The organism is Dechloromonas sp. CZR5, from assembly GCF_008711155.1.
Lineage (GTDB): Bacteria > Pseudomonadota > Gammaproteobacteria > Burkholderiales > Rhodocyclaceae > Azonexus.
Genome location: NZ_VUYQ01000001.1, coordinates 811,843 through 833,992, shown reverse-complemented (window position 1 = coordinate 833,992; position 22,150 = coordinate 811,843). Strand labels below are relative to the sequence as shown.

Genomic DNA, 22,150 nt, shown 5'->3' with positions numbered 1-22,150 from the left:
GCTTATTCCTCTTCGTCCGAATCAATCAGTTGGCCGATGATGGCCTCTGCCAGATCATCGACTTTCAGTTTACGTTGCTCCACGCCTTCTTCGCGCAGCGACTTCAGTTGGGCTTCGCCATTGACCGCCTCGTCGTCACCGATAACCACGGCGAAAGTGGCACCGCTACCGTCGGCCTTCTTCATCTGCGACTTGAAGGAGCCGCCACCGCAGTGCAGCAGCACGTCGATACCATGATCGCGCAAGCCCTCAGCGACGCGGAAAGCAAGACGGGAAGCTGCCTCGCCTTGATGCACCAGATAAACGTCCGGAGCCGGTGCCGCCGGTTCGCCACCCGATTCCTTGATCAGCGCGATCAGGCGTTCAACGCCCATGGCGAAGCCGCAGGCCGGCGTCGATTTGCCGCCCAGCTGCTCGACCAGGCCGTCATAACGCCCGCCGGCACAGACCGTACCCTGGGCACCGAGCTTGTCGGTCACCCACTCGAAGACGGTCAGGTTGTAGTAGTCGAGGCCGCGCACCAGGCGCGGATTGATGACGAACGGAATGCCGGCGTCGCGCAATACGCGCTGAACGCCCTCGAAGTGGGCCAGCGAGGCTTCACCGAGGTAATCGATCAGTTTGGGCGCAGCGGAACACATGTCCTGCAGGACCGGATTCTTAGTGTCGAGAATACGCAAGGGGTTGGTGTACAGACGGCGCTTGGCGTCCTCGTCGAGAATCTCGGCATGCTCCTCGAAATAGGCGATCAGTGCCGCGCGATGCTGGGCGCGCTCCTCCGACTGGCCGAGGCTGTTGATCTGCAATTCGATGCCGTCGAGACCCAGGTCCGCCCACAAGCGGGCACCCATCAGGATCATTTCGGCATCGATATCCGGTCCGGCAAAGCCGATGGATTCCACGCCAACCTGATGAAACTGGCGGTAACGGCCTTTCTGCGGACGTTCGTGGCGGAACATCTGGCCGATGTAGTAGAGACGGCGCGGCACCTGGTTGGCCAGGCCATGCTGGATGACGGCGCGCACGCAACCGGCGGTACCTTCCGGGCGCAGCGTCAGCTGCTCGCCGTTCAGGCTGTCCTCGAAGGAATACATCTCCTTCTCGACGATGTCAGTCACTTCGCCGATGGCGCGCTTGAAGAGCGGTGTCGGCTCGACGATCGGCATGCGGATCGGCCGGTAGCCGTAGCCCTTCAGCCACGAACGGATGGTGTCTTCGAACAGTTCCCAGAATTCGGCTTCGTCCGGCAGGATATCGTTCATCCCGCGCACGGACTGGAGGGTTTGACTCATGCTTGCAGTTTCTTCTTGTAGGTGCGCTGGACGTAGCGCTCGATGATGTCCTTGAATTCGCTGGCGATGTTGTCACCTTTCAGCGTCACAGTCTTGACGCCGTCCTCATAGACGGGGGCCGACGGTGCTTCGCCCGTGCCCGGCAGCGAAATTCCAATGTTGGCATGCTTCGATTCGCCGGGGCCATTGACGATGCAGCCCATGACGGCCAGCGTCATGTTCTCGGCGCCATCGTAGTGCAGCTTCCATTCCGGCATCTTGGCGCGGACGAAATCCTGCACCTCGCCGGCCAGTTCCTGGAAAAACGTGCTGGTCGTCCGGCCGCAGCCGGGACAGGCCGCGACCATCGGCGTAAAGGCGCGCAGGCCCATGGTCTGCAGGATTTCCTGGGCGACGATGACTTCCTGCGAACGCGAGCCGCCCGGTTCCGGGGTCAGCGATACGCGGATGGTGTCGCCGATACCTTCCTGCAGCAGCACGGACAGGGCTGCCGTCGAAGCAACGATACCCTTGGAACCCATCCCGGCCTCGGTCAGGCCTAGGTGCAGCGCGTAGTCGGCACGGCGCGCCAGCTCGCGATAGATGGCGATCAGATCCTGCACGCTCGACACCTTGCAGGAAAGAATGATCTTTTCGCCGGCCAGGCCGACCTCTTCGGCCTTGGCCGCCGATTCGAGCGCCGAGGTGACCATGGCATGGCGCATCATCTCGGTTGCATCGAGCGGCTCGGCACGGCGCGAGTTCTCGTCCATGATACGGGCCAGCAGTTCCTGATCGAGGCTACCCCAGTTCACACCGATGCGTACCGGCTTGTCGTACTTGCAGGCCAGCTCGACCATCTGGGCAAACTGCTCATCCTTCTTCTTGCCGAAGCCGACGTTGCCCGGGTTGATGCGGTACTTGGCCAGCGCCTCGGCGCAAGCCGGATGCTCGGTGAGCAGACGATGGCCGTTGTAATGGAAGTCGCCGATCAACGGTACGTTGCAATTCATCTTGTCCAGATGATCGCGAATCTTCGGCACAGCAGCTGCAGCTTCCAGCGTATTGACCGTGATGCGCACCAGCTCGGAACCGGCCCGCGCCAGTTCGGCGCACTGGATGGCGGTGGCCAGGTAGTCGGCGGTATCGGTATTGGTCATCGACTGGACAACGACCGGCGAAGAGCCGCCGATCCCGACGTGCGCAATGCGGGTGGCCCGAGTCAGGCGCTTGCTAAAGGCACTCACCGATTACTCCAGAACCAGGCGGGCGACATCGCCCTTGGTATGCGGCGCCAGATCAACCGTCTGACCGCGCCAGAACAAGCGAACGCCCGGTGCATAGCCAATGGTCAACGACAGAGGGCCCTGACCGGAAACGGACTGCTCGGCCCCCGCATTCAGGCGCTGCGAGAAAACCACCTTATTGTCACGATCGCGTACTTCGATCCACGATTCCTTGTCGAACAGGAAGCGCAATTGCGGTGCTGCACTGGCTGCAGCAGGCGCCGGAGCAGCCTCCTGGCCTGCCCCACCCTGAGCCGCAGGAGCTGGCGTCGTTTCGGCAGGCGCCAGGACTTGCGGGTACATGACCTGCTGCTGTGTCGCTCCCGGCGGGAAGACGGGTTCGCTCGCCGGAGCCGGTTGAGGCGAGGTTGCGGCAGGCGTAGCGACCTGTTCCGCAACGTCCTTGCGTGCAAACGAGTCCAGCAGGGATTGCGCCGTCGTGCGCAAGGCCGACAGATCGGCCGGCATCAAGGTATAAGCCAGAGCGGCCAGAACGACCAGAGCGACGCCAAACAACACGAACTGCCGGTCGCGACGGGACGCCCCCGAGCTACCGCTATCCGGCATCGGCGCCGGACCTGTATCCTGCATGCCCAGATTGCTGACCGGTTTTTCCAGTGTACGGTCGAGCTGTGCCATCATCGGCGTCGGATCAAGCTGCATCAATCGCGCATAGTTACGCACGAAGCCCCTGATGAACGTATGCCCCGGAAGCCCGTTCCAGTCACCGCTTTCGAGTGCCTCGACCTGGCGCTGCCCCAGCTTGAGCGTCTGCGAGATATCGCCGATCTGCAAACCCCGCGCTTCGCGTGCCAGACGCAACTGTTCTCCGACCGGCGTTTCCGTCACGACGACGGGTGTTTCATCGCTCATCGATTCCTGACTACTGACCTGCTCGTTCATTCAAAATTACCCTTCAGGAACTCCTGATACTCCGCCGAAGAGGGATAGCGGCTGCGCAGCTGCGAGGCAAAACTGCCTTCCGCCGCACGATTGCCCAGCTTGCGCTCGACGCGCAGCCCCAGCCAGAGTGCCTCGGCAGTCGGCGGTTCCATCATCTTCAAGGCGTCGTTCAAATAGATGCGTGACTCTTCAAGAATTCCGCGACGATAAAATACTTTGGACAACTCATATCGCGCCTGCATCGCACCGTCCTGGGATATCTGCAGGGCCTTGAGCAGGTAGTTTTGCGCCCCGTCCAGATCGCCGGCCTTCAAGGCACAGGAGCCCGCGTTGGTGTAGGCGCGATCCGGCGTTTCATAGAGCGGGCTCTTCAGCGCGTTCAGGAAATAAGCGATGGACTGGCGCTCTTTTCCAGTCTCACAGAGATACCAGCCGTAGTTGTTGTTCACTTCCGGATCATTCGGCGCCAAGTCGAGCGCACGCCGGAAGTCGCTTTCGGCCTTGTCGTTTTCCTTCAGCGCCGTACGCACCAGGCCACGGATGCTGTACGCCTGGAAATAGCTTGAATCGGCATTCAGCGCGATTTGCAACTCATCGAGAGCAACGGCATAGCTGCCGGCCTGAAAATAGAGTGCAGCTAGCTCGGTATGAATCCTCGCACGATTGCGCGGATCCGTCGTCTTCTGCTCCTGAGTACCCGAATTGTTGTTGAACTGGTATTGCTGTGCATGGACCGGAAGAACACTCAGGATACCCAGCCCGAAGGCAAGCACCCAGGGCTTCAGGGATTGAATTGTCATGATCGGGCCTCCACCAGGGATATCACGCGTCCGGAAGTACGTTTGGTCTTGTCCTTGACCTGCCCCGCCAACTGGCCGCAGGCGGCATCGATATCGTCACCGCGCGTCTTGCGCGTCGTGGTGACGATGCCGGCCTGCATCAGGATATCGGCGAAGCGGCGCACCCGCTCAGCCGGCGAGCGCCTGAACGGCGACCCCGGGAAGGGGTTGAAGGGAATCAGGTTGAATTTGCACGGCACGTTCCTGACCAGCGCCAGCAGTTCGCGGGCATGGCCTTCGGAATCGTTGATGCCGTCGATCATCGTGTATTCGAAGGTGATGAAGTCGCGCGGCGCCTTTTCCAGGTAACGCTGGCAGGCAGCCATCAGCTCCTTCAACGGGTATTTCTGGTTGATCGGCACCAGTTCGTCGCGCAGCTTGTCGTTCGGCGCGTGCAGCGACACGGCGAGTGCCACCGGGCATTCCTCGCGCAGACGATCCATCACCGGCACCAGGCCGGATGTCGACACCGTGACACGGCGGCGCGACAGGCCGTAGGCGTTGTCGTCGAGCATCAGCTTGAGCGCGGCGACGGTGTTTTCGAAGTTGGCGAGCGGCTCGCCCATGCCCATCATGACGACGTTGGAGATCACCCGCTCGTCGCCGTGGACCGCGCCCAGCGCGTTGTTGGCCTGCCACAGCTGGCCGATGATTTCCGCCACCGTGAGGTTGCGGTTGAAGCCTTGCTTACCGGTCGAACAGAAGGCGCAGTCGAGTGCGCAGCCGGCTTGCGTGGAAATACAGAGCGTTCCGCGATCGTCTTCGGGAATGAACACCGTTTCGACGGCATTGCCGTTGCCGACATCGATCAGGAACTTGCGCGTACCGTCGTCCGACAACTTGTCGGAAACCACGGCAGGCGGCGCCACGACCGCCCTCGCCTTGAGCTTTTCACGCAAGCTCTTGGCGATGTCGGTCATGGCATCGAAGTCCGCCACGCCGGAACGGTGCATCCAGCGCAGCACCTGCTTTGCGCGGAAGGGCTTCTCGCCCTGCTCGGCAAACCAGGCGGTCAGGCCATCGACATCGAAATCCAGCAGATTGACGGTCATCGCTTGCTACTTCGGCTGAAAATCAACGGCCGGAATAGGTGTTCATGCCCGGGAAGAAGAAGGCAACTTCCACGGCAGCGGTTTCCGGAGCGTCGGAACCATGGACGGCGTTGGCGTCGATGGATTCGGCAAAATCGGCGCGAATGGTGCCCTTGTCGGCCTTCTTCGGATCGGTGGCGCCCATCAGTTCACGGTTCTTGGCGATGGCGTTCTCGCCTTCCAGAGCTTGGATCATGACCGGACCGGAGGTCATGAAGGAGACCAGATCCTTGAAGAAGGGACGCTCTTTGTGCACGGCGTAGAATTGGCCGGCTTCCTGCTCGGACAACCAGGTCATGCGGGCGGCGATAACCTTCAGGCCGGCGCCTTCGAAACGGGAATAGATCTGGCCGATAACGTTCTTCTTGACGGCGTCCGGCTTGATGATGGAAAGGGTGCGTTCGATAGCCATGGGTTTGCTCCGAGAAAGCTAGTCAGTTGAAAAACGGATCATTTTAGCAGACTCGGCGCCCAAGCGCCCGCCTCACCGCCCGGCCTGCTTTTCGACCGCCGCCTTGGTCAGCGGTTCACGCAGCCAGGCAAAATTGCGGGGAGCGACGTACTGCAGCAACTCCTTGCCATCGGCATCGACAATAACGTCCAACCCCTTCTCGGGATAAAGCAGATGCACACGCTTGTCCGACACGACCAGGCGCTCGCCGGGCTGACCGAAGCGTTGCACGACCGTCGCCTCATCGAGATTGACCGTGGGAATGATGCTGATGGCCCTGATCGGCATGGCATCGACCGCGAGCAGATCATCCGGGTGCAGGGTGATCTTGCGGGTCGTGCTTTCCATGCGCTTGGCTTTCAACGCCCGCTCGCGCAAGGCAATCACGGTTTGCTCCGTCGCCTCCAGGGTAATGATGGCCCTTGCCAGCACGAAACCGAGCGAAACCTGAGCATAGTAAGCTTCCAGCGCCCCTGCCTCGTTCGGCTCGGCGATGATTGCCACGTCAAGCTCGTTTCCCAGCTTTTGCCTGACCTCGCCCAAGGTGCTTGCACCGGGGCGAAGACCAAAGACCGTGCTCCCGCCCTGCCCATCCACCTGTATCTGCCAGGGCAGATTGCTATTCGGATCTACACCTTCCTGCTTGGCCACTCCGGGCAGCAGAAACGGGACGATCACGGCAACAAGGATCAGTGCAATCAACGACAGGGCAAATTTCATTACGGGACTGGCTTGGGGAATAAGGGGGTCGATTGTGCCACAGCCGCCCCCAGCAAAAAGCCCCGGACTGGTCCGGGGCTTTGGCAAGAGCGGGTGATGGCGTTAGAGCATGCCCAGCTGCCGCGGCAGCCACAGGGACAGATCTGGCCAGTAGGTGACCACGACCAGGAAGCCCAGCATCGAAAGCAACCACGGCCATACGGCAACGGTCAGTTCCGTAATGCCCATCTTGGTGATGCCGGAGGCCACGTACAGGTTGAGACCGACCGGCGGATGGCACATGCCGACTTCCATATTCACCACCATCAGGATGCCGAAGTGTACCGGGTGAATACCCAGCGCAACGGCAACCGGGAACAGGATGGGGGCGAAGATCAGGACGATCGACGACGGCTCCATGAAATTGCCGGCCAGCAACAGGATGATATTCACCGCGAGCAGGAAGGTGATCACGCCCAGGCCGTTGCCCAGCATCCAGTCGGCCAAGGCCTGCGGGATGTTCTCGTTGGTCATGATGAAGGAGAACAGTACGGCGTTGGTGATGATGTAGAGCAGCATCGCCGACATGTTGGCCGAGTTCAACAACACCTTCGGCACATCCTTCAGACTCATGTCACGGTAGATGAAAACCGCGCAGATGAAGGCGTAGACCGCGGACATCGCCGCCGCTTCGGTGGGCGTGAAGATGCCGGAGTAGATACCGCCCATCACCACCACGATCAGCAGCAGCCCCCAGACCGAGGCGCGGAATGATTGCCAACGCTCGCCCCAGGTCGCCTTGGGCTGACGCGGGTAGTTGAACTTCTTGGCACGATACCAAGTGACGCCACCGAGGACACCCGCCAAGGCCAGGCCCGGGATGACACCGGCCATGAACAGGGCACCGACCGAGGTATTGGTCGCCACCGAGTACATCACCATGACGATGGACGGCGGAATCAGGATACCCAGCGCACCCGACGTGGCGATGACACCGGCACCGAACTTGTTCGGGAATCCGGCCTTGACCATGGCGGGTAGCAGGATGGAACCGATGGCCACAACGGTAGCCGGGCTGGAGCCCGACACGGCAGCGAACAAGGCGCAAGCCAGCACGCCGGCCAGACCGAGGCCGCCGTACCAGTGACCGACCATCGACGTCGCGAAGTTGATCATCCGTTTCGCCACCCCGCCGTGCGTCAGGAAATTGCCGGCCAGAATGAAGAACGGAATCGCCATGATCTCGAACTTCTCGATCCCCGTGAACAGCTTGAGGGCCACCGACTCCAGCGGCACCTGCGTCATGGTAAACAGGAAGGTCAACACGGTCAGGCCGAGCGAAATCGAGATCGGCATGCCGGTCAGCATGAGAATGGCCAGCAAACCAAAAATTACCAGGGCGTTCATTGCTGGTCTCCTTGCTTGTCGGATACCTGACGACGCTCGGCACCGCCGCGACGCTCATCGGCGGCGGGACTGGCATGGGTGCGACGCTCCTCACCCGAACGGCGTTCGCCAACCATGGTGTGCTTCAAGTCTTTCATGTGCAGGTTGTCATCCATGCCATAGGGGTCGAAGTCGACCGGCGGCACCTCATCCTCGAGGCCATCGACGTGGCCGTGATCGTGGTGCGGCAGTTCGCCCGTTTTCAGGAAGCTCCACGCCACCTGCAGAAAACGGAAACACATCAGCGAAGAACCGAGCGGAATGGCACTGTAAACGACCCAGGTCGGCCATTCGAGGTCAGGTGTCGTAGGCCCTTCGTAGATATCCTCGGCATGGATGCCGAAGGTATTGAAAAATGCGTAGTGCGCCCCGTTCTCCCAGACGAAATGCCCGCCGAGCGTGGCGACGATGCCGGTGAACAGCGCGCCGGCCATCAGGCCGAACAGGATGAACCGGCGGCGCATGCCGTCGTCCAGACGGTTGATCAGGACGTCGACGCCGACGTGGATGCCCGTGCGAACGCCATAGGCGGCGCCGAATTTCGCCATCCAGACGAACATGATGATGCAGAGCTCCTGGGCCCAGCTGAAATTCAAAGTCAGCAGCCAGTCCTGCAGACCGGGAATATCGACCCCGGCCATATAGCGGTGCGCCACCGAAATGAAGATGATCAGCGTGGCCGCGCCCATCAGGAACGTGACCAGCAGCTCTTCTAGGTGATTGAGCGCCTTGTTTAACATGGTGTGTACCCCCGTTTTTGAATCGGGGGCTTTCGCCCCCGACCGTTGCTGCCGTGTGTCTTACAGGCTATCCGGCTTGAAGCCGATGTCCTTGTATACCGCCTGGATCACTTCCTTCCCGACACGGCTTTCCATCTTCTGATGGACCGGCACCATCGCCTTCTTGAAAGCCAGGCGTTCTTCCTTGGTCGGTACGTAAACCGTAGTCTTGCCGCTCTTTTTCACAGCCTCCAGAGACGCGTCGTTTTCGACCTTGGCGATCTGGTTGGCGTAGCGGGTCGCCTGCTCCATTGCATCATCCAGTTGCTTGCGGATATCGGCCGGCAAACCGTCCCAGAACTTCTTGTTGACGATGACCGCATAGCCCAGATAGCCGTGCTCGGTCAGGGTCAGATGCTTCTGCACTTCGTGCATCTTCTGGGTATAGAGGTTGGAAATCGGGTTCTCGGTACCGTCGACCACGCCGGTCTGCAGCGCCTGATAAACCTCGGAGAACGCCATGACTTGCGGCATGCCGCCGACGGAGCGGATTTGCTCCTCAAGCACCTTGGACGACTGGATACGCAGCTTCTTGCCCTTCAGGTCGGCCGGTGTCTTGATCGGCGTATTCGCCGAGAACGACTTGAAGCCATTGTCCCAGTAAGCCAGGCCACGGATACCCTTGGGCTCCAGCTTGGTCAGCAGCTGCTTGCCGACTGCACCATTGGTCACCTTGCGCAGATCGTCGTAGCTGCTGAAGATGAACGGCAAGTCAAAAACCTCGAACTCCTTGACGCCCAGCGGACCGAACTTGGCCAGCGACGGCGCCAGCATCTGGACAGCACCCAGCTGCAGCGCTTCCATCTCTTCCTTGTCCTTGTACAGCGTCGAGTTGGCATAGACCTCGACCTTGACCTTGCCGCCAGTCAGTTCGCCGGCTTTCTTGGCAAACATCTCGGCAGCCTTGCCCTTGGGCGTATCGGCCGCCACGACGTGGCTGAACTTGATGACGATCGGCTGCTGGGCATAGGCGCCAAACGAAGCGGCACAGACGAACAGGCCGGCAAGCAGTTTGGAAATCTTCATATTCTCTCCTCCAGTTGAACTGTCGCAAATTACGACTAGATACAAGTATTACGAAAGGAGAAATCGCTGAGTATTGTGGTTATCCACAGCTGACCGGAAACTGACAAGAAGCTAGCCAGCGATGGTCAACAAAAAAACCGCCGGACTTGCCGGCGGTTTTTCCTGGTCGCGTCGGACGCCTAGTGGTGCTCGACAATCGGGCGCGGCACATGGGGGATAAGCACATCCGGCGCATCGTCCAGCACTAGTTCCGGGTTGTCGGCCTCATCGTCGGTCTCGTCGTTGAGAACGGCATTCATGCGCTCGACGTCAAGCGCCTTGCACCATTTGGCAACGACCAGGGTCGCCACGCTGTTGCCGATGAAGTTGGTCAGGGCACGCGCTTCCGACATGAAACGATCGATGCCAAGGATCAGCGCCAACCCGGCAACCGGCACCGTTCCGACGGCCGACAGCGTCGCCGCCAGCACGATAAAGCCGGAACCCGTCACCCCGGCAGCTCCCTTGGACGTGAGCAGCAAAATGATCAGCAAGGTGATCTGCTGCGACAGGTCCATCGGCGTATTGGTCGCCTGGGCGATGAATACGGCGGCCATGGTCAGGTAGATCGACGTACCGTCCAGATTGAACGAATAGCCGGTCGGCACGACCAGGCCGACCACCGACTTCTGGGCACCGGCATTTTCCATCTTGGCCATCAGGCGGGGCAGTGCCGATTCGGACGAGGACGTTCCAAGCACCAGGAACAACTCTTCCTTGATGTATTTGATCAGCTTGAAGATGGAGAAACCGTGCACCTTGGCGATCGTTCCCAGCACGCCAACCACGAAAATCACGCAGGTGAGGTAGAAAGCCCCCATCAGGTTGGCCAGCTGGACGAGGCTGCCCACGCCATGCTTGCCGATGGTGTAGGCCATGGCACCGAAGGCACCGATCGGAGCCACCTTCATGATCACGCCGACGATGCCGAACAGCACATGCGACAGCTTTTCGATCAAATCGAACACCGGTTTGCCGCGCTCACCGAAAGCATGCATGGCATAGCCGAAGAGAATGGAGAAGAACAGCACCTGCAGCATGTCGCCCTTGGCAAAGGCGTCCACCACGCTGGTCGGGATGATGTTGATCAGGAACTCGGTCGTCGATTGCAGCTTGCCCGGACCGACATACTTGTCGAGCCCCTTGGTGTCGAGCGATGCAGGATCGACGTTCATGCCGGAGCCCGGCGCCCAGACATTGACCACGATCAGGCCGATGATCAGCGCGATGGTACTGACGACTTCAAAATACAGAACCGCGTAGCCACCCGTCTTGCCGACCTTCTTCATATCCTCCATGCCGGCGATGCCGACGACGATGGTGCAGAAGATAATCGGGGCGATGATCATCTTGATCAGCTTGATGAAGGCATCGCCCAGCGGCTTCATGTCGGCACCGGCCGACGGATAGAAATGCCCGAGCGCCACACCCAGCGCAATGGCGATCAGAACCTGCACATACAGGCTTTTGAAAATGCTTTTCTTCACGAGACATCCCCCACGGATTTGTAGTGGCGCGGAGTATGAACACCCCCTCCCCACCTGCCTATTGTGGTGATCCGAATTGTGGAAAACACGAATGGCTCGGGTTGCTGGCGATTGGTATACGATGCGCACGATGACCACCCTGCCTTTGCCCGGCCCCGGCGGCTCCCGACGCCTGCGCCTACTGCTCGCCTTGCCGAAGTTCGGCATCGTACTGCTGGTCATCGCCCTGATCGTCCTGCTCTGGCTCCTCCAGCGCAATGAAGTCGAGGAAGAACGGACCGCATTGATCAAGGACGTCCTTTGGCTCGAGCAGAACCTGCGCTTTCACCTGAACGGCAGCGAGGATCACTTGCAACAGCTGGCGGTCGACCTGGCCCAGCAGCCGGAGCCCTCGCGCACCTTCCGCCTCCGCGCGGCTCACATGCTCACGAACACGCCGGAGATATCGCAAATACTGTGGTTGGACGGGACAAACCGCGTCATCGACGCACTGCCGAGCTCGACTTTGCCGGACCAGGAAATCGAGGCTTTCGGCCTCGCCTACACGCGCCAGGCCTTTGACCTGGCCAAACAGCTCGGCAAACCGGGATACAGCGAACCCTTCTTCGCCGACGGCAAGCGTGCCTTCGTCGAACTGATGATCCCCATTTTCGACGGACGCCGCCTGAAGGGGATGCTGGCCGCCGTCTTCCCGCTGGACACGCTGCTCAACAGCCAGGTTCCCTGGTGGTTCACGCAAAAATACAAGGTCGTCATCATTGACGACAACGATATCCAGTACGCCGCCAAAACCAGTGTCGAAGGAAACAGCGCCCAAAGCTATGAAATCCCCTTCGACCCGCCGGGACGAGGTCTCAAGTTACGCGTCACCAGCTACCAGAGCGGCGAAAATCTGCTCCCGCGCATCCTGTCGACCGCCATCATCCTGCTTGCCGGTGGCGTTTTCTGGAGCCTCTGGCTGGTCCGCGACCTGATGCGCAAACGAACCCGCGCCGAAGAAGCCTTGCGCGGCGAACACGCCTTCCGGACAGCCATGGAAGACTCCCTGACCGTCGGCATGCGCGCCCGCGACCTCCATGGCAAGGTCATCTACGTCAATCCAGCCTTCTGCCGGATGACCGGATTCAACAGCGATGAACTGGTCGGCACCACGCCACCGATGCCTTACTGGATTCCCGAGCAGATTGACGAAACCTTTGCCATGCACCAGGCGGTCATGGCCGGCATGGCACCACCTGACGGTTTTGAAATGACCTTTCAACGCAAGGACGGAAAACATTTCCACGCCCTCGTCTACGAAGCCAAACTGATCGACGGAAACGGCAAGCACACCGGCTGGATGGCCTCCGTGCTCGACGTCACTGAACGCAAGCATGCCGAAGAACTGGCCCGGCAGCAGCAGGCGCAGCTACAGTTCACCTCCCGCCTCGTGACCATGGGCGAAATGGCCTCGACGCTGGCCCACGAACTCAATCAGCCGCTGGCTGCCATCGCCAGCTACAACACCGGCTGCCTCAACCTCCTGGGGCGTCCGGAATGCTCCATCGACGACATCAAACCGGCCCTCGAAAAAATCGGCACCCAGGCCCAACGTGCCGGGAAGATCATCAGGCGTGTCCACGACTTCGTCCGCAAAAGCGAACCGAAGCGCGCGCCCTGTTCGCTGAACGAAGTGGTCGACGACTGCCTGGGCTTCATCGAAGCCGATGCCCGCAAACATCGCATCCGGATAGAGACCCACATCCCCGACCTGCCGCCCATCCCCGCCGATCGCCTGATGCTGGAACAGGTCCTGCTCAACCTGATGCGCAACGGAATGGAGGCGATGTCGGACAACGAGGAACCAGACCGAATCCTGTCCGTGCGCGTCGAGCAGGGAGAGCACGAGTTGTCAGTCCGCGTTGCCGACCAGGGCTGCGGTATCGCCCCCGAAAACCGCGAAAAACTCTTTACCGCCTTCTTCTCCACCAAACAGGACGGCATGGGCATCGGCCTGTCGATCTGCCGGTCGATCATTGAATCCCACCGCGGCCGACTGTGGGCCGACGACAACCCCAATTCACACACCGGGCGAGGTACGATATTCACCTTCACCTTGCCCCTGGAAAGACCATGAACCACGCCCCAGCCCATCTGGTAGACGACGACGAGGCGATTCGCGACGCACTTGCCTGGCTGCTCAAGTCGCGGGGCCTGCACAGCATCAGCTATCCCTCCGCCGAGGACTTTCTCGAACGGTGGACGCCGGAGATGGCCGGATGCATCGTTCTCGACATGCGCATGGGCGGCATGACCGGCCTCGATTGCTTCGACCGGCTATGCGAACGCCACTCGACACTGCCGGTAATTTTCCTGACCGGCCACGGCGATGTGCCGATGGCCGTGGGCGCACTGAAAAAAGGGGCGTTCGATTTCTTCGAAAAACCTGTCAACGACAACGATCTCGCCGACCGCATCGAACAGGCCCTGACCCTGAACGCCCAGCAACGAGAAGCCACGGCGGCCGTCGACTCCGTCCGCTCGCGCGTGGCGCGCCTGACCACCCGCGAAAGACAGATCATGGAACTGATCCTGGCCGGCAAGTTCAACAAGGTCATCGCCGACGAACTCAACATCAGCATGCGCACCGTCGAGGTACACCGAGCCAATATCTTCGACAAGATGCAGGTCAAGACAGCCGTCGAACTCGCCAACCTGCTCAAGACGGGCGCCTAGCCCCCGTCTTGCCCGCGCAGAAACAGCACCGCATCGCGACGGCCGCTCCGTGACAACTCCTTTCCCGGCAGACCGCTAACGCTTCCCTAAGGCATTTTTTTTCGCTAGCATCACGCCAACCTTCCTGTCGCCGTTAGCCGGCGCCCCCATCCCTACATTCCATCCCATGAGGAAACCATGAGCGAGCACATCCATTACGTCACCGACGACACCTTTGAAGCCGAAGTGCTGCAATCGCAGCAGCCGGTTCTCGTCGACTACTGGGCAGAATGGTGTGGCCCCTGCAAGATGATTGCTCCGATCCTCGACGAAGTCGCCAACGAATACGCCGGCAAGCTGAAGGTCGCCAAGGTCAACATCGACGACAACCAGGCCACCCCGGCCAAATACGGCATCCGCGGCATCCCGACCCTGATGATCTTCAAGAACGGCAATATCGAAGCAACCAAGGTTGGCGCGCTGTCCAAGTCCCAACTCGCTGCCTTTATTGACAGCAACCTGTAATCTCCGTAGTCTCCCGCCCTGAAGGTGCGTCCTGCACCTTCAGGCAGACGCGACAGGCAAGCTGTCCGGCGTCATTCTCCTCCCCCAAGCTTCTGCAATCTGCGCCCCGGCCTCCGGGTAATCGCCCGTTCGTTAACCGGCGCCACACACTCCCACATGCAACTTTCCGAACTCAAGACATTACACGTCAGCAAACTGCTGGATATGGCCACCGAACTCGGCATCGAGAATGCCAACCGGATGCGCAAGCAGGAGCTGATCTACGCCATCCTCAAGGCCAAGGCCAAGAATGGCGACACCATCTACGGCGACGGCACCCTCGAAGTCCTGCCCGACGGCTACGGCTTCCTTCGCTCGGCCGACACCTCATACCTGGCCAACCCGGACGACATCTACGTCTCCCCGTCGCAGGTCCGTCGCTTCAACCTGCGCACCGGTGATACGGTCGAGGGTGAAATCCGCACCCCGAAGGACGGCGAGCGCTACGTCGCACTGACCAAGCTCGAGCGTATCAACGGTTTCTCGCCGGAAGCGAACAAGAACAAGATCATGTTCGAGAACCTGACGCCGCTGCACCCGACGCGTCACCTCAAGCTCGAACGCGACATCAAGTCCGACGAAAACATCACCAGCCGCGTCATCGACATGATCGCCCCGATCGGCTGCGGCCAGCGCGGCCTCTTGGTCGCCCCGCCAAAGACCGGCAAGACCGTGATGCTGCAGAACATCGCCCACGCCATCACTGCCAACCATCCGGAAGTCGTGCTCATCGTGCTGCTCATCGACGAGCGTCCGGAAGAAGTCACCGAAATGACCCGCACCGTCAAGGGCGAGGTCGTCGCCTCAACCTTCGACGAACCGGCTACCCGCCACGTCGCGGTCGCCGAGATGGTCATCGAGAAGGCCAAGCGCCTGGTCGAGCACAAGAAGGATGTGGTCATCCTGCTCGACTCCATCACCCGCCTGGCCCGCGCCTACAACACCGTGCAGCCGGCCTCCGGCAAGGTGCTGACCGGCGGTGTCGACGCCAACGCCCTGCAGAAGCCCAAGCGCTTCTTCGGCGCTGCGCGCAACATCGAGGAAGGCGGCTCGCTGACCATCCTCGCCACCGCGCTGATCGACACCGGCTCGCGCATGGACGAAGTGATCTACGAAGAATTCAAGGGCACCGGCAACTCCGAAATCCACCTCGACCGCCGCATGGCCGAGAAGCGGATGTACCCGGCGGTCAACGTCAATCGCTCCGGCACCCGCCGCGAGGAACTGCTGCTCAAGCCGGACGTCCTGCAGAAGATGTGGGTGCTGCGCAAGCTGTGCTACCCGATGGACGATCTGGAAGCGATGGAATTCCTGCTCGACAAGGTCAAATCGACCAAGGGCAACCAGGAGTTCTTTGACGCCATGCGTCGCGGCTAAAGCCGCAACGCATCGGCAGCTTTGGCTGCGGCCGCCCCCCCCGGGGCGGGGGCTTAACTTCGCTCGCGAAGTTAGCCTACGCCGCAACAAACCTGCGGTGTGTTGTGACGCCATGCGTCGCGGCTACAGCAAACATATTGCAAGCCCGCGTTTTTTCGAGGATAATCGCGGGCTTCCCAGATCGGCCACATCCGCCGGTCGCTCGTTTAAAGGACAAAAGATGAAAGCCGATATCCACCCGAATTACAAAGACGTCGCCGTGACCTGCTCCTGCGGCCACACCTTCACGACCAAGTCGACCATGACCAAGGATGCCTTCCACGTTGAAGTCTGCTCCCTGTGCCATCCGTTCTACACCGGCAAGCAGAAGATCGTCGACACCGCCGGTCGCGTCGAGAAGTTCAACCAGAAGTTCGGCGCCATGCGCGGCAAGGCTGCCGCCTGATCGGCTTGATTTTCGCCGTCTCGAAAGGCAGCCTGTGGGCTGCCTTTTTCATTTCCGGACGACATGCCTGACATTTCCGCCCTGATCCGTCGTGGCATCCGCCTGCCCCCGTCAGGCTGGATGCTGGCCGCCATGCTGGCTTTCTACGTGCTGGCCGGCCTGTTCGGTCGCGACCCGTGGAAGGGCGAGGACGCCATCCATATCGGTGCCGCCTGGCACATGCTGCATTACAGCGACTGGCTGTCACCCGACCTGGCCGGCCGCGTCTTCAACGAACCGCCGCTCTATTACTGGAGCGCCGCGCTGACCGGCAAGGCTTTCGGCTGGCTGCTGCCATTGCACGAGGCGATGCGCATCGCCAGCGGCATCTGGGTCACGCTGGCCCTGATGGGACTCTATTACGCCAGCCGCGAGCTCTACGGCGAAGAATCGGCGGCGGCCAGCCCGATGCTGCTCGCCGGCTGTGCCGGCCTGCTTTTCCACGCCCACGACGCGCAGCCGATGTTGATTGCGCTGGCCGCCTACGGTGGTGGCCTCGGCGCCCTGGCGGCCATCGGCCGCAAGCCACGACTGACCGGCATCTTCTACGGCCTTGCCGTTGCCGCCTGCCTGCTCGGCACCGGCATCGCCCCGACCCTGCCCCTGCTCGCCATCGCCCCGGTGGCTTGGTGGCTATCGCCGGATCGGCCGAAAGCCCTGCACACCCTGCTCATCGGCTTGGCCATTGCCGCTGCGCTGATTCTACCCTGGCCGCTGCTCGTGCTCAGCCTGGAGCCAGCCCGCTTCCATGGCTGGCTGGCGACCGAACTGGCACCTTTCAACACCCCGTTCTCGTTCACCGGCCTCGGGCGCTTCATCGGCATGATCCCTTGGTTCGCCTTCCCCGCCATGCCACTGGCAGCATGGACGTTGTGGATCCGGCGCAGGGAATTGCAGACACCGAATCTCCTGCTGCCGCTGGCCTTCTTCACCATCACCCTGCTCCTGCTGGCCTGGGCCTTCCGGCCGCGCGAAATACCCACCCTGCTCCTCCTTCCGCCGCTCGCCCTGCTCGCCACCCCCGGCGCGCTGGCCTTGCGGCGTGGCGCGGCGAGCGCCTTCGACTGGTTCGCGATGTCCACCTTCAGCCTGTTCGCGGTGGTCGTCTGGATCGGCTGGTCGGCCATGGCGCTGGGCTGGCCGACCAAATTGGCCGAGCGGGCGGTCATCCTGCGCCCCGGTTTCGTCGGGCAGGTTCACTGGTTAGCCCTGGTCATCGGCATCGCCGCAACCCTCTGGTGGTTATGGCTGATTGTCACCGCTCCGCGCTCGCCGTACCGTAGCCTGACGCACTGGACGCTGGGCTTCACGACACTATGGCTGCTGGCGACCAGCCTGATCCTGCCCTGGTTCGACTACGGGAAAACCTACCGTCCTGTCGCCCAGGCCATCGCCAAAGCGTTGCCGGACAACCACGGCTGCCTGGCCGAGCGTGGCCTGAGCGACACGCAGCTGGCTTCAATGTCCTACTTCGTCGAGATCGAACCGGTTGCCGAGGACTCGAAGGCTGGCAAGGCCTGCGACTGGCTGCTGGTGGTCGGCGACACGCGCCGTGAGCTGGCGGCACCCAGCGGCCAATGGACCAAGGTCTGGGAGGGCAGCCGCCCGGGCGACCGTAAGGAAAAATTCCGCCTTTACCGCCGCTGAGGACTGTGCCCGCCGCTTGACGAGCACAGTCTGGCTGAATCCTCAGCCCTTCAGGAAATGCTCCCGGTAGTACTTGAGTTCGTCGATGGACTCGTAGATGTCGGCCATGGCCGTGTGCTTGCTCTTCTTCTTGAAGCCTTTGTAGACCTCGGGCTGCCAGCGCCTGCACAGTTCCTTCAGGGTGCTGACGTCGAGGTTGCGGTAATGGAAGAAGGCTTCCAGCGTCGGCATGTAGCGCGCCATGAAACGGCGATCCTGGCCGATGGAGTTGCCGCACATCGGTGAGTGGCCGGCCAGTGAATATTTCTGCAGAAACTCCAGTGCTGCTGCCTCGACGGCTGCCTCGTCCAGGGTCGAGGCCTTGACCTTGTCGATCAGGCCGGAACGGCCGTGGGTTTTCTGGTTCCAATCATCCATGGCGGCCAGCGTTGCGTCGGATTGGTGAACCACCCAGGACGGGGATTCCGCAACCATTTCCAGTTCGGAATTGGTCACGACCATCGCCATCTCGATGATCCGGTCGCCATCCGGATTCAAACCCGTCATTTCCATGTCCAGCCAGACGAGGTTGTTTGCATTGCCTGCCATATAATTGCCCGATTCCTTGAAAACCCCGATTTTCGCACAGCTCGGCCCGACCTTCGTGACTCAGAATTTCACCCTGATCTTTCTCCTCTTCTTCACCCTGACGCTGGCCGTCCGCCTATGGCTGAAAATCCGGCACATCCGCTTCGTCTCGGCGCATCGCGCCTCGCTGCCTGCCGGATTCGCCGATACGGTGACCCTGCCCACCCATCAGAAGGCGGCCGACTACACCGTCGATCGTAGCAAGGCAGCCGTGGCTGGCATCTTCGTCGATGCGGGCCTGCTGTTGGCACTGACACTGGGCGGCGGACTGGCCGGACTGCACGAGTTCTGGATGCCGCGCGCCGACGGCCTGCTCTACGGCCTGGCCATGATCTTCAGCCTGATGCTCATCTCCGGCCTCGTCGACCTGCCGCTGTCCCTCTACAGCCAGTTCGTCGTCGAAGCCCGCCACGGCTTCAACCGCATGACGCCGGGCCTGTTCTTCGCCGACCTGGTCAAACAGACCTTGCTGGGCGCCCTGATCGGAGCCCCGGTCATCCTCGCCATACTGTGGTTGATGGGTGCCATGGGCGAAAACTGGTGGCTTTACGTCTGGCTGTTCTGGTCAGCCTTCAACCTGCTGCTGATGTTCGTGTATCCGACCTGGATCGCGCCGCTGTTCAACAAGTTCTCGCCGCTCGAGGAAGGCGAGATGAAATCGCGGGTCGAGGCCCTGCTCGTCCGCTGCGGCTTCCGTTCTTCCGGCCTTTTCGTCATGGACGGCTCGAAGCGCTCCAGCCACGGCAACGCCTACTTCACCGGCTTCGGTAACAACAAGCGCATCGTCTTTTTCGATACCCTGCTCACCCGCCTCGACCCGCCCGAGGTTGAAGCCGTGCTCGCCCACGAACTGGGCCATTTCCGCAAAAAACACGTGCTCAAGCGCATGATCACGATGTTTGCCGGCTCGCTTGCGTTCCTGTGGCTGCTCGGCCAACTGATCGACGCCCCGTGGTTCTACGCCGGCCTCGGCGTCGACGCGCAGAATACGGCACTGGCGCTGATCCTGTTCTTTTTGGTCATGCCGGTATTCACCTTCCCGCTGACACCGTTGATGAGCTGGCTGTCGCGCCGGCATGAGTTCGAGGCCGATGCCTATGCCGCCGAGCATGCCGCCGCCGACGATCTCATCCACGCGCTGGTCAAGCTATACCGGGACAACGCCTCGACATTGACCCCGGACCCGCTGCATTCGCTGTTCTACGACTCGCACCCGCCCGCTGCGCAACGCATTGCCCACCTGCAGCTGCAGGGGGCCGCCAGCTGATGGAAGGCAGAGTCATCGCCGCGCACGGCCGGCAATACATGGTCGAACTGCCCGACGGCACCCGCTTGCCCTGTTTTCCGCGCGGCAAGAAAAGTGAAATCGCCTGCGGCGACCGCGTCGACATCCAGCGCACCTCGGACGACCAGGGCGTCGTCGAGGCGATCCAGCCACGCAGCAGCCTGCTCTATCGCTCCAACGAAATCCGCCAGAAACTGATTGCCGCCAACGTCGACCAGATCGTCATCGTCGTCGCCACCGAGCCGGCCTTCTCCGACGAACTGGTTGCCCGCGCCCTGCTCGCCGCCGAAAGCGAGGAAATCGCGCCGCTGATCGTACTCAACAAGTGCGACCTGGCAGACAAGCTGCCGGCGGCCCGCGCGCGCCTGGCCACCCTGGCGGCGCTCGACTATCCGATCCTCGAACTGTCGGCCCGCGACCACGCCGAAGACCTGCGCCCCCACCTGGCCGGCAAGACCAGCGTCCTGGTCGGCCAGTCCGGCATGGGCAAATCGACGCTGGTCAATGCACTGATCCCGGAAGCCAACGCCGCGACACGCGAAATCTCGCAGGCGCTCGATTCCGGCAAGCACACCACCACGCATGCCACGCTCTATCACCTGGATGCGGACAGCGACCTGATCGACTCCCCGGGTCTGCAGGAATTCGGTCTTGGTCATCTCGACCGCCAGGAAATCGAAAACGCCTTCCCGGAATTCCGGGAATACCTCGGCCACTGCCGATTCCGCGACTGCCAGCATGACCGCGAACCCGGCTGTGCGCTGACCACAGCGGTGGACAGTGGCAAGATCGACCGGAATCGTTTCGCAATCTACCGCCGTATTGTCGGCAAGTGACCCGCCCGTCCGCCCCGCCGGAGCGAGAATTTAACAAAGATTAAAGCTGGCAATACTATTACAGTAATGTGATAATTCTCGCAAACTCGCCACTCAAGGGCGATTGGACTTGCGCATGGATATCCGCCCACCGACCATACTGATCGTCGACGACACGCCCGAGAATCTCAGTGTTCTGGGCGAACTGCTGCAGCCGACTTATCGAGTCCGGGCTGCCAATTCGGGAAAACGCGCCATCCAGATCGCGATGGCCGATCCGACCCCCGACCTCATTCTGCTCGATGTGATGATGCCGGAAATGGATGGCTTCGAGGTTCTCGGCGAGTTGAAAGCATCCGGGGTCACGCGCAACATTCCGGTGATCTTCGTCACCGCCATGGACGGAACCTCCGACGAAGAGCGCGGCCTCGACCTGGGTGCCGTCGACTACATCACCAAGCCGATCCGCCCGAGCATCGTCCTCGCCCGGGTGCGTACCCAGCTCGAACTCAAGGCGGCAAGAGACTTCCTGAGCAACCAGAACGCCTTCCTCGAAAATGAGGTGGCCCGCCGGATGCATGAAAACCAGCTGATCCAGGAAGTCAGCATCCACGCCCTCGCCCGCCTGGCCGAAACCCGCGACCCGGAAACCGGCAAGCATCTGCGTCGGACGCAGGAATACATCCTGACCCTGGCCAAGCGCTTGTGCCAGCACCCGCGCTTTGCCCACTACCTCGACCAGCGGACCATCAATGCCCTGGTCCAGTCCGCCCCCCTGCACGACATCGGCAAGGTAGGCATTCCCGACCACGTCCTGCTCAAACCCGGCAAACTGACGCCGGAAGAGTGGGAAATCATGAAGACCCACGCCGAACTCGGCAGCAACGCCATTGCCCAGGCCGAAGCTGACGCCGACAAGCCCGTCGAGTTTCTCGCCATCGCCAAGATGATTGCCCGCTCGCACCACGAAAAATGGGACGGCAGCGGCTATCCGGACGGGCTGGCCGGCGACGACATCCCGATCGCCGCGCGCCTGATGGCGCTCGCCGACGTATTCGACGCCCTGACCTGCAAACGCGTCTATAAGCCGGCGTTCTCCTTCGAGCATGCCCACCGGATCATACTGGACGGCAAGGGAATTCATTTCGATCCGGATATCGTCGAAGCCTTCGTCTGCGATTTCGAAACCTTCGTTGCCATTGCCAAGGCCTACGCAGAGTAAGACATGCCGCTTCGCCGCAGCGCCTGGAGAAACCCACCGGAGACCCGGAGCGTATCCGCTAACGGTGTGGCTTACTGAACGCAGCCCCCCCCCGCTTCCCCCTCCCATGCCCATCGCC

General features: G+C 61.3%; 21 protein-coding genes. 9 read left to right on the top strand and 12 right to left on the bottom strand.

Annotated features, from left to right (window positions below):
- Positions 1-2: 2 nt before the first annotated feature.
- The 11 genes from hisS to F1002_RS04000 all read right to left on the bottom strand — a co-directional run bounded on the left by hisS (position 3) and on the right by F1002_RS04000 (position 11,317).
- Positions 3-1,292 carry a histidine--tRNA ligase gene (hisS, locus tag F1002_RS04050; RefSeq protein ID WP_150427727.1) on the bottom strand — a complete coding sequence of 430 codons (1,290 nt, stop codon included), beginning with the start codon at positions 1,290-1,292 and terminating at the stop codon, positions 3-5.
- On the bottom strand, positions 1,289-2,518 hold the full coding sequence (ispG, locus tag F1002_RS04045) for a flavodoxin-dependent (E)-4-hydroxy-3-methylbut-2-enyl-diphosphate synthase (RefSeq protein WP_150427726.1): 1,230 nt from the start codon (positions 2,516-2,518) through the stop codon (positions 1,289-1,291). Before ispG ends, hisS begins: the two co-directional genes overlap by 4 nt.
- 3 nt (positions 2,519-2,521) lie before the next feature.
- A complete protein-coding gene (locus tag F1002_RS04040) occupies positions 2,522-3,460 on the bottom strand; it encodes a helix-turn-helix domain-containing protein (protein WP_150427725.1) in 939 nt (312 codons plus the stop codon).
- Positions 3,457-4,260 (bottom strand): type IV pilus biogenesis/stability protein PilW, encoded by an 804-nt coding sequence (gene pilW / locus F1002_RS04035; protein ID WP_150427724.1) that lies wholly within the window; start codon positions 4,258-4,260, stop codon positions 3,457-3,459. Before pilW ends, F1002_RS04040 begins: the two co-directional genes overlap by 4 nt.
- Positions 4,257-5,351 carry a 23S rRNA (adenine(2503)-C(2))-methyltransferase RlmN gene (gene rlmN / locus F1002_RS04030; RefSeq protein ID WP_150427723.1) on the bottom strand — a complete coding sequence of 365 codons (1,095 nt, stop codon included), beginning with the start codon at positions 5,349-5,351 and terminating at the stop codon, positions 4,257-4,259. Before rlmN ends, pilW begins: the two co-directional genes overlap by 4 nt.
- A 22-nt stretch (positions 5,352-5,373) precedes the next feature.
- Positions 5,374-5,802 carry a nucleoside-diphosphate kinase gene (gene ndk, locus F1002_RS04025; RefSeq protein ID WP_150427722.1) on the bottom strand — a complete coding sequence of 143 codons (429 nt, stop codon included), beginning with the start codon at positions 5,800-5,802 and terminating at the stop codon, positions 5,374-5,376.
- 72 nt (positions 5,803-5,874) lie between these two features.
- Positions 5,875-6,561: a hypothetical protein gene (locus F1002_RS04020; RefSeq protein ID WP_150427721.1), complete on the bottom strand. Its 687-nt coding sequence runs from the start codon at positions 6,559-6,561 to the stop codon at positions 5,875-5,877.
- A 102-nt stretch (positions 6,562-6,663) separates the two neighbouring features.
- Entirely contained in the window at positions 6,664-7,947 is a 1,284-nt protein-coding gene (locus F1002_RS04015; RefSeq protein ID WP_150427720.1) for a TRAP transporter large permease, read from the bottom strand.
- Entirely contained in the window at positions 7,944-8,726 is a 783-nt protein-coding gene (locus F1002_RS04010; protein WP_150427719.1) for a TRAP transporter small permease, read from the bottom strand. Before F1002_RS04010 ends, F1002_RS04015 begins: the two co-directional genes overlap by 4 nt.
- A 60-nt stretch (positions 8,727-8,786) precedes the next feature.
- Positions 8,787-9,791, bottom strand: coding sequence for a TRAP transporter substrate-binding protein (locus F1002_RS04005; protein WP_150427718.1), 1,005 nt, complete (start codon positions 9,789-9,791; stop codon positions 8,787-8,789).
- 179 nt (positions 9,792-9,970) lie between these two features.
- Positions 9,971-11,317 (bottom strand): dicarboxylate/amino acid:cation symporter, encoded by a 1,347-nt coding sequence (locus F1002_RS04000; protein ID WP_191090296.1) that lies wholly within the window; start codon positions 11,315-11,317, stop codon positions 9,971-9,973.
- Between the two features lie 130 nt (positions 11,318-11,447).
- Between F1002_RS04000 and F1002_RS03995 the strand changes: the two genes are divergently transcribed.
- From F1002_RS03995 to F1002_RS03970, 6 genes are all read left to right on the top strand, one after another.
- Positions 11,448-13,433 carry a PAS domain-containing sensor histidine kinase gene (locus F1002_RS03995; RefSeq protein WP_150427717.1) on the top strand — a complete coding sequence of 662 codons (1,986 nt, stop codon included), beginning with the start codon at positions 11,448-11,450 and terminating at the stop codon, positions 13,431-13,433.
- Positions 13,430-14,032, top strand: coding sequence for a response regulator transcription factor (locus F1002_RS03990; protein ID WP_150427716.1), 603 nt, complete (start codon positions 13,430-13,432; stop codon positions 14,030-14,032). Before F1002_RS03995 ends, F1002_RS03990 begins: the two co-directional genes overlap by 4 nt.
- Positions 14,033-14,209: 177 nt before the next feature.
- The gene (trxA, locus tag F1002_RS03985) at positions 14,210-14,536 is read left to right on the top strand and encodes a thioredoxin TrxA (RefSeq protein ID WP_117608276.1); all 327 of its coding nucleotides are present in this window, start codon (positions 14,210-14,212) and stop codon (positions 14,534-14,536) included.
- 156 nt (positions 14,537-14,692) lie between these two features.
- A complete protein-coding gene (rho, locus tag F1002_RS03980; protein ID WP_150427715.1) occupies positions 14,693-15,952 on the top strand; it encodes a transcription termination factor Rho in 1,260 nt (419 codons plus the stop codon).
- 220 nt (positions 15,953-16,172) lie between these two features.
- Positions 16,173-16,397 (top strand): 50S ribosomal protein L31, encoded by a 225-nt coding sequence (rpmE, locus tag F1002_RS03975; protein ID WP_150427714.1) that lies wholly within the window; start codon positions 16,173-16,175, stop codon positions 16,395-16,397.
- Positions 16,398-16,460: 63 nt separating this feature from the next.
- A complete protein-coding gene (locus tag F1002_RS03970) occupies positions 16,461-18,083 on the top strand; it encodes a glycosyltransferase family 39 protein (protein WP_150427713.1) in 1,623 nt (540 codons plus the stop codon).
- 42 nt (positions 18,084-18,125) lie between these two features.
- Here the strand turns inward: F1002_RS03970 and orn are convergent, their stop codons facing one another.
- Entirely contained in the window at positions 18,126-18,671 is a 546-nt protein-coding gene (gene orn, locus F1002_RS03965; RefSeq protein WP_150427712.1) for an oligoribonuclease, read from the bottom strand.
- A gap of 16 nt (positions 18,672-18,687) precedes the next feature.
- Here orn and F1002_RS03960 point away from each other — a divergent pair, with 16 nt between their 5' ends.
- From F1002_RS03960 to F1002_RS03950, 3 genes are all read left to right on the top strand, one after another.
- On the top strand, positions 18,688-19,977 hold the full coding sequence (locus tag F1002_RS03960) for a M48 family metallopeptidase (RefSeq protein ID WP_223879447.1): 1,290 nt from the start codon (positions 18,688-18,690) through the stop codon (positions 19,975-19,977).
- Entirely contained in the window at positions 19,977-20,831 is an 855-nt protein-coding gene (gene rsgA, locus F1002_RS03955; RefSeq protein ID WP_150427711.1) for a ribosome small subunit-dependent GTPase A, read from the top strand. Before F1002_RS03960 ends, rsgA begins: the two co-directional genes overlap by 1 nt.
- 115 nt (positions 20,832-20,946) lie before the next feature.
- On the top strand, positions 20,947-22,032 hold the full coding sequence (locus tag F1002_RS03950; RefSeq protein ID WP_150427710.1) for a two-component system response regulator: 1,086 nt from the start codon (positions 20,947-20,949) through the stop codon (positions 22,030-22,032).
- Positions 22,033-22,150: the final 118 nt, after the last annotated feature.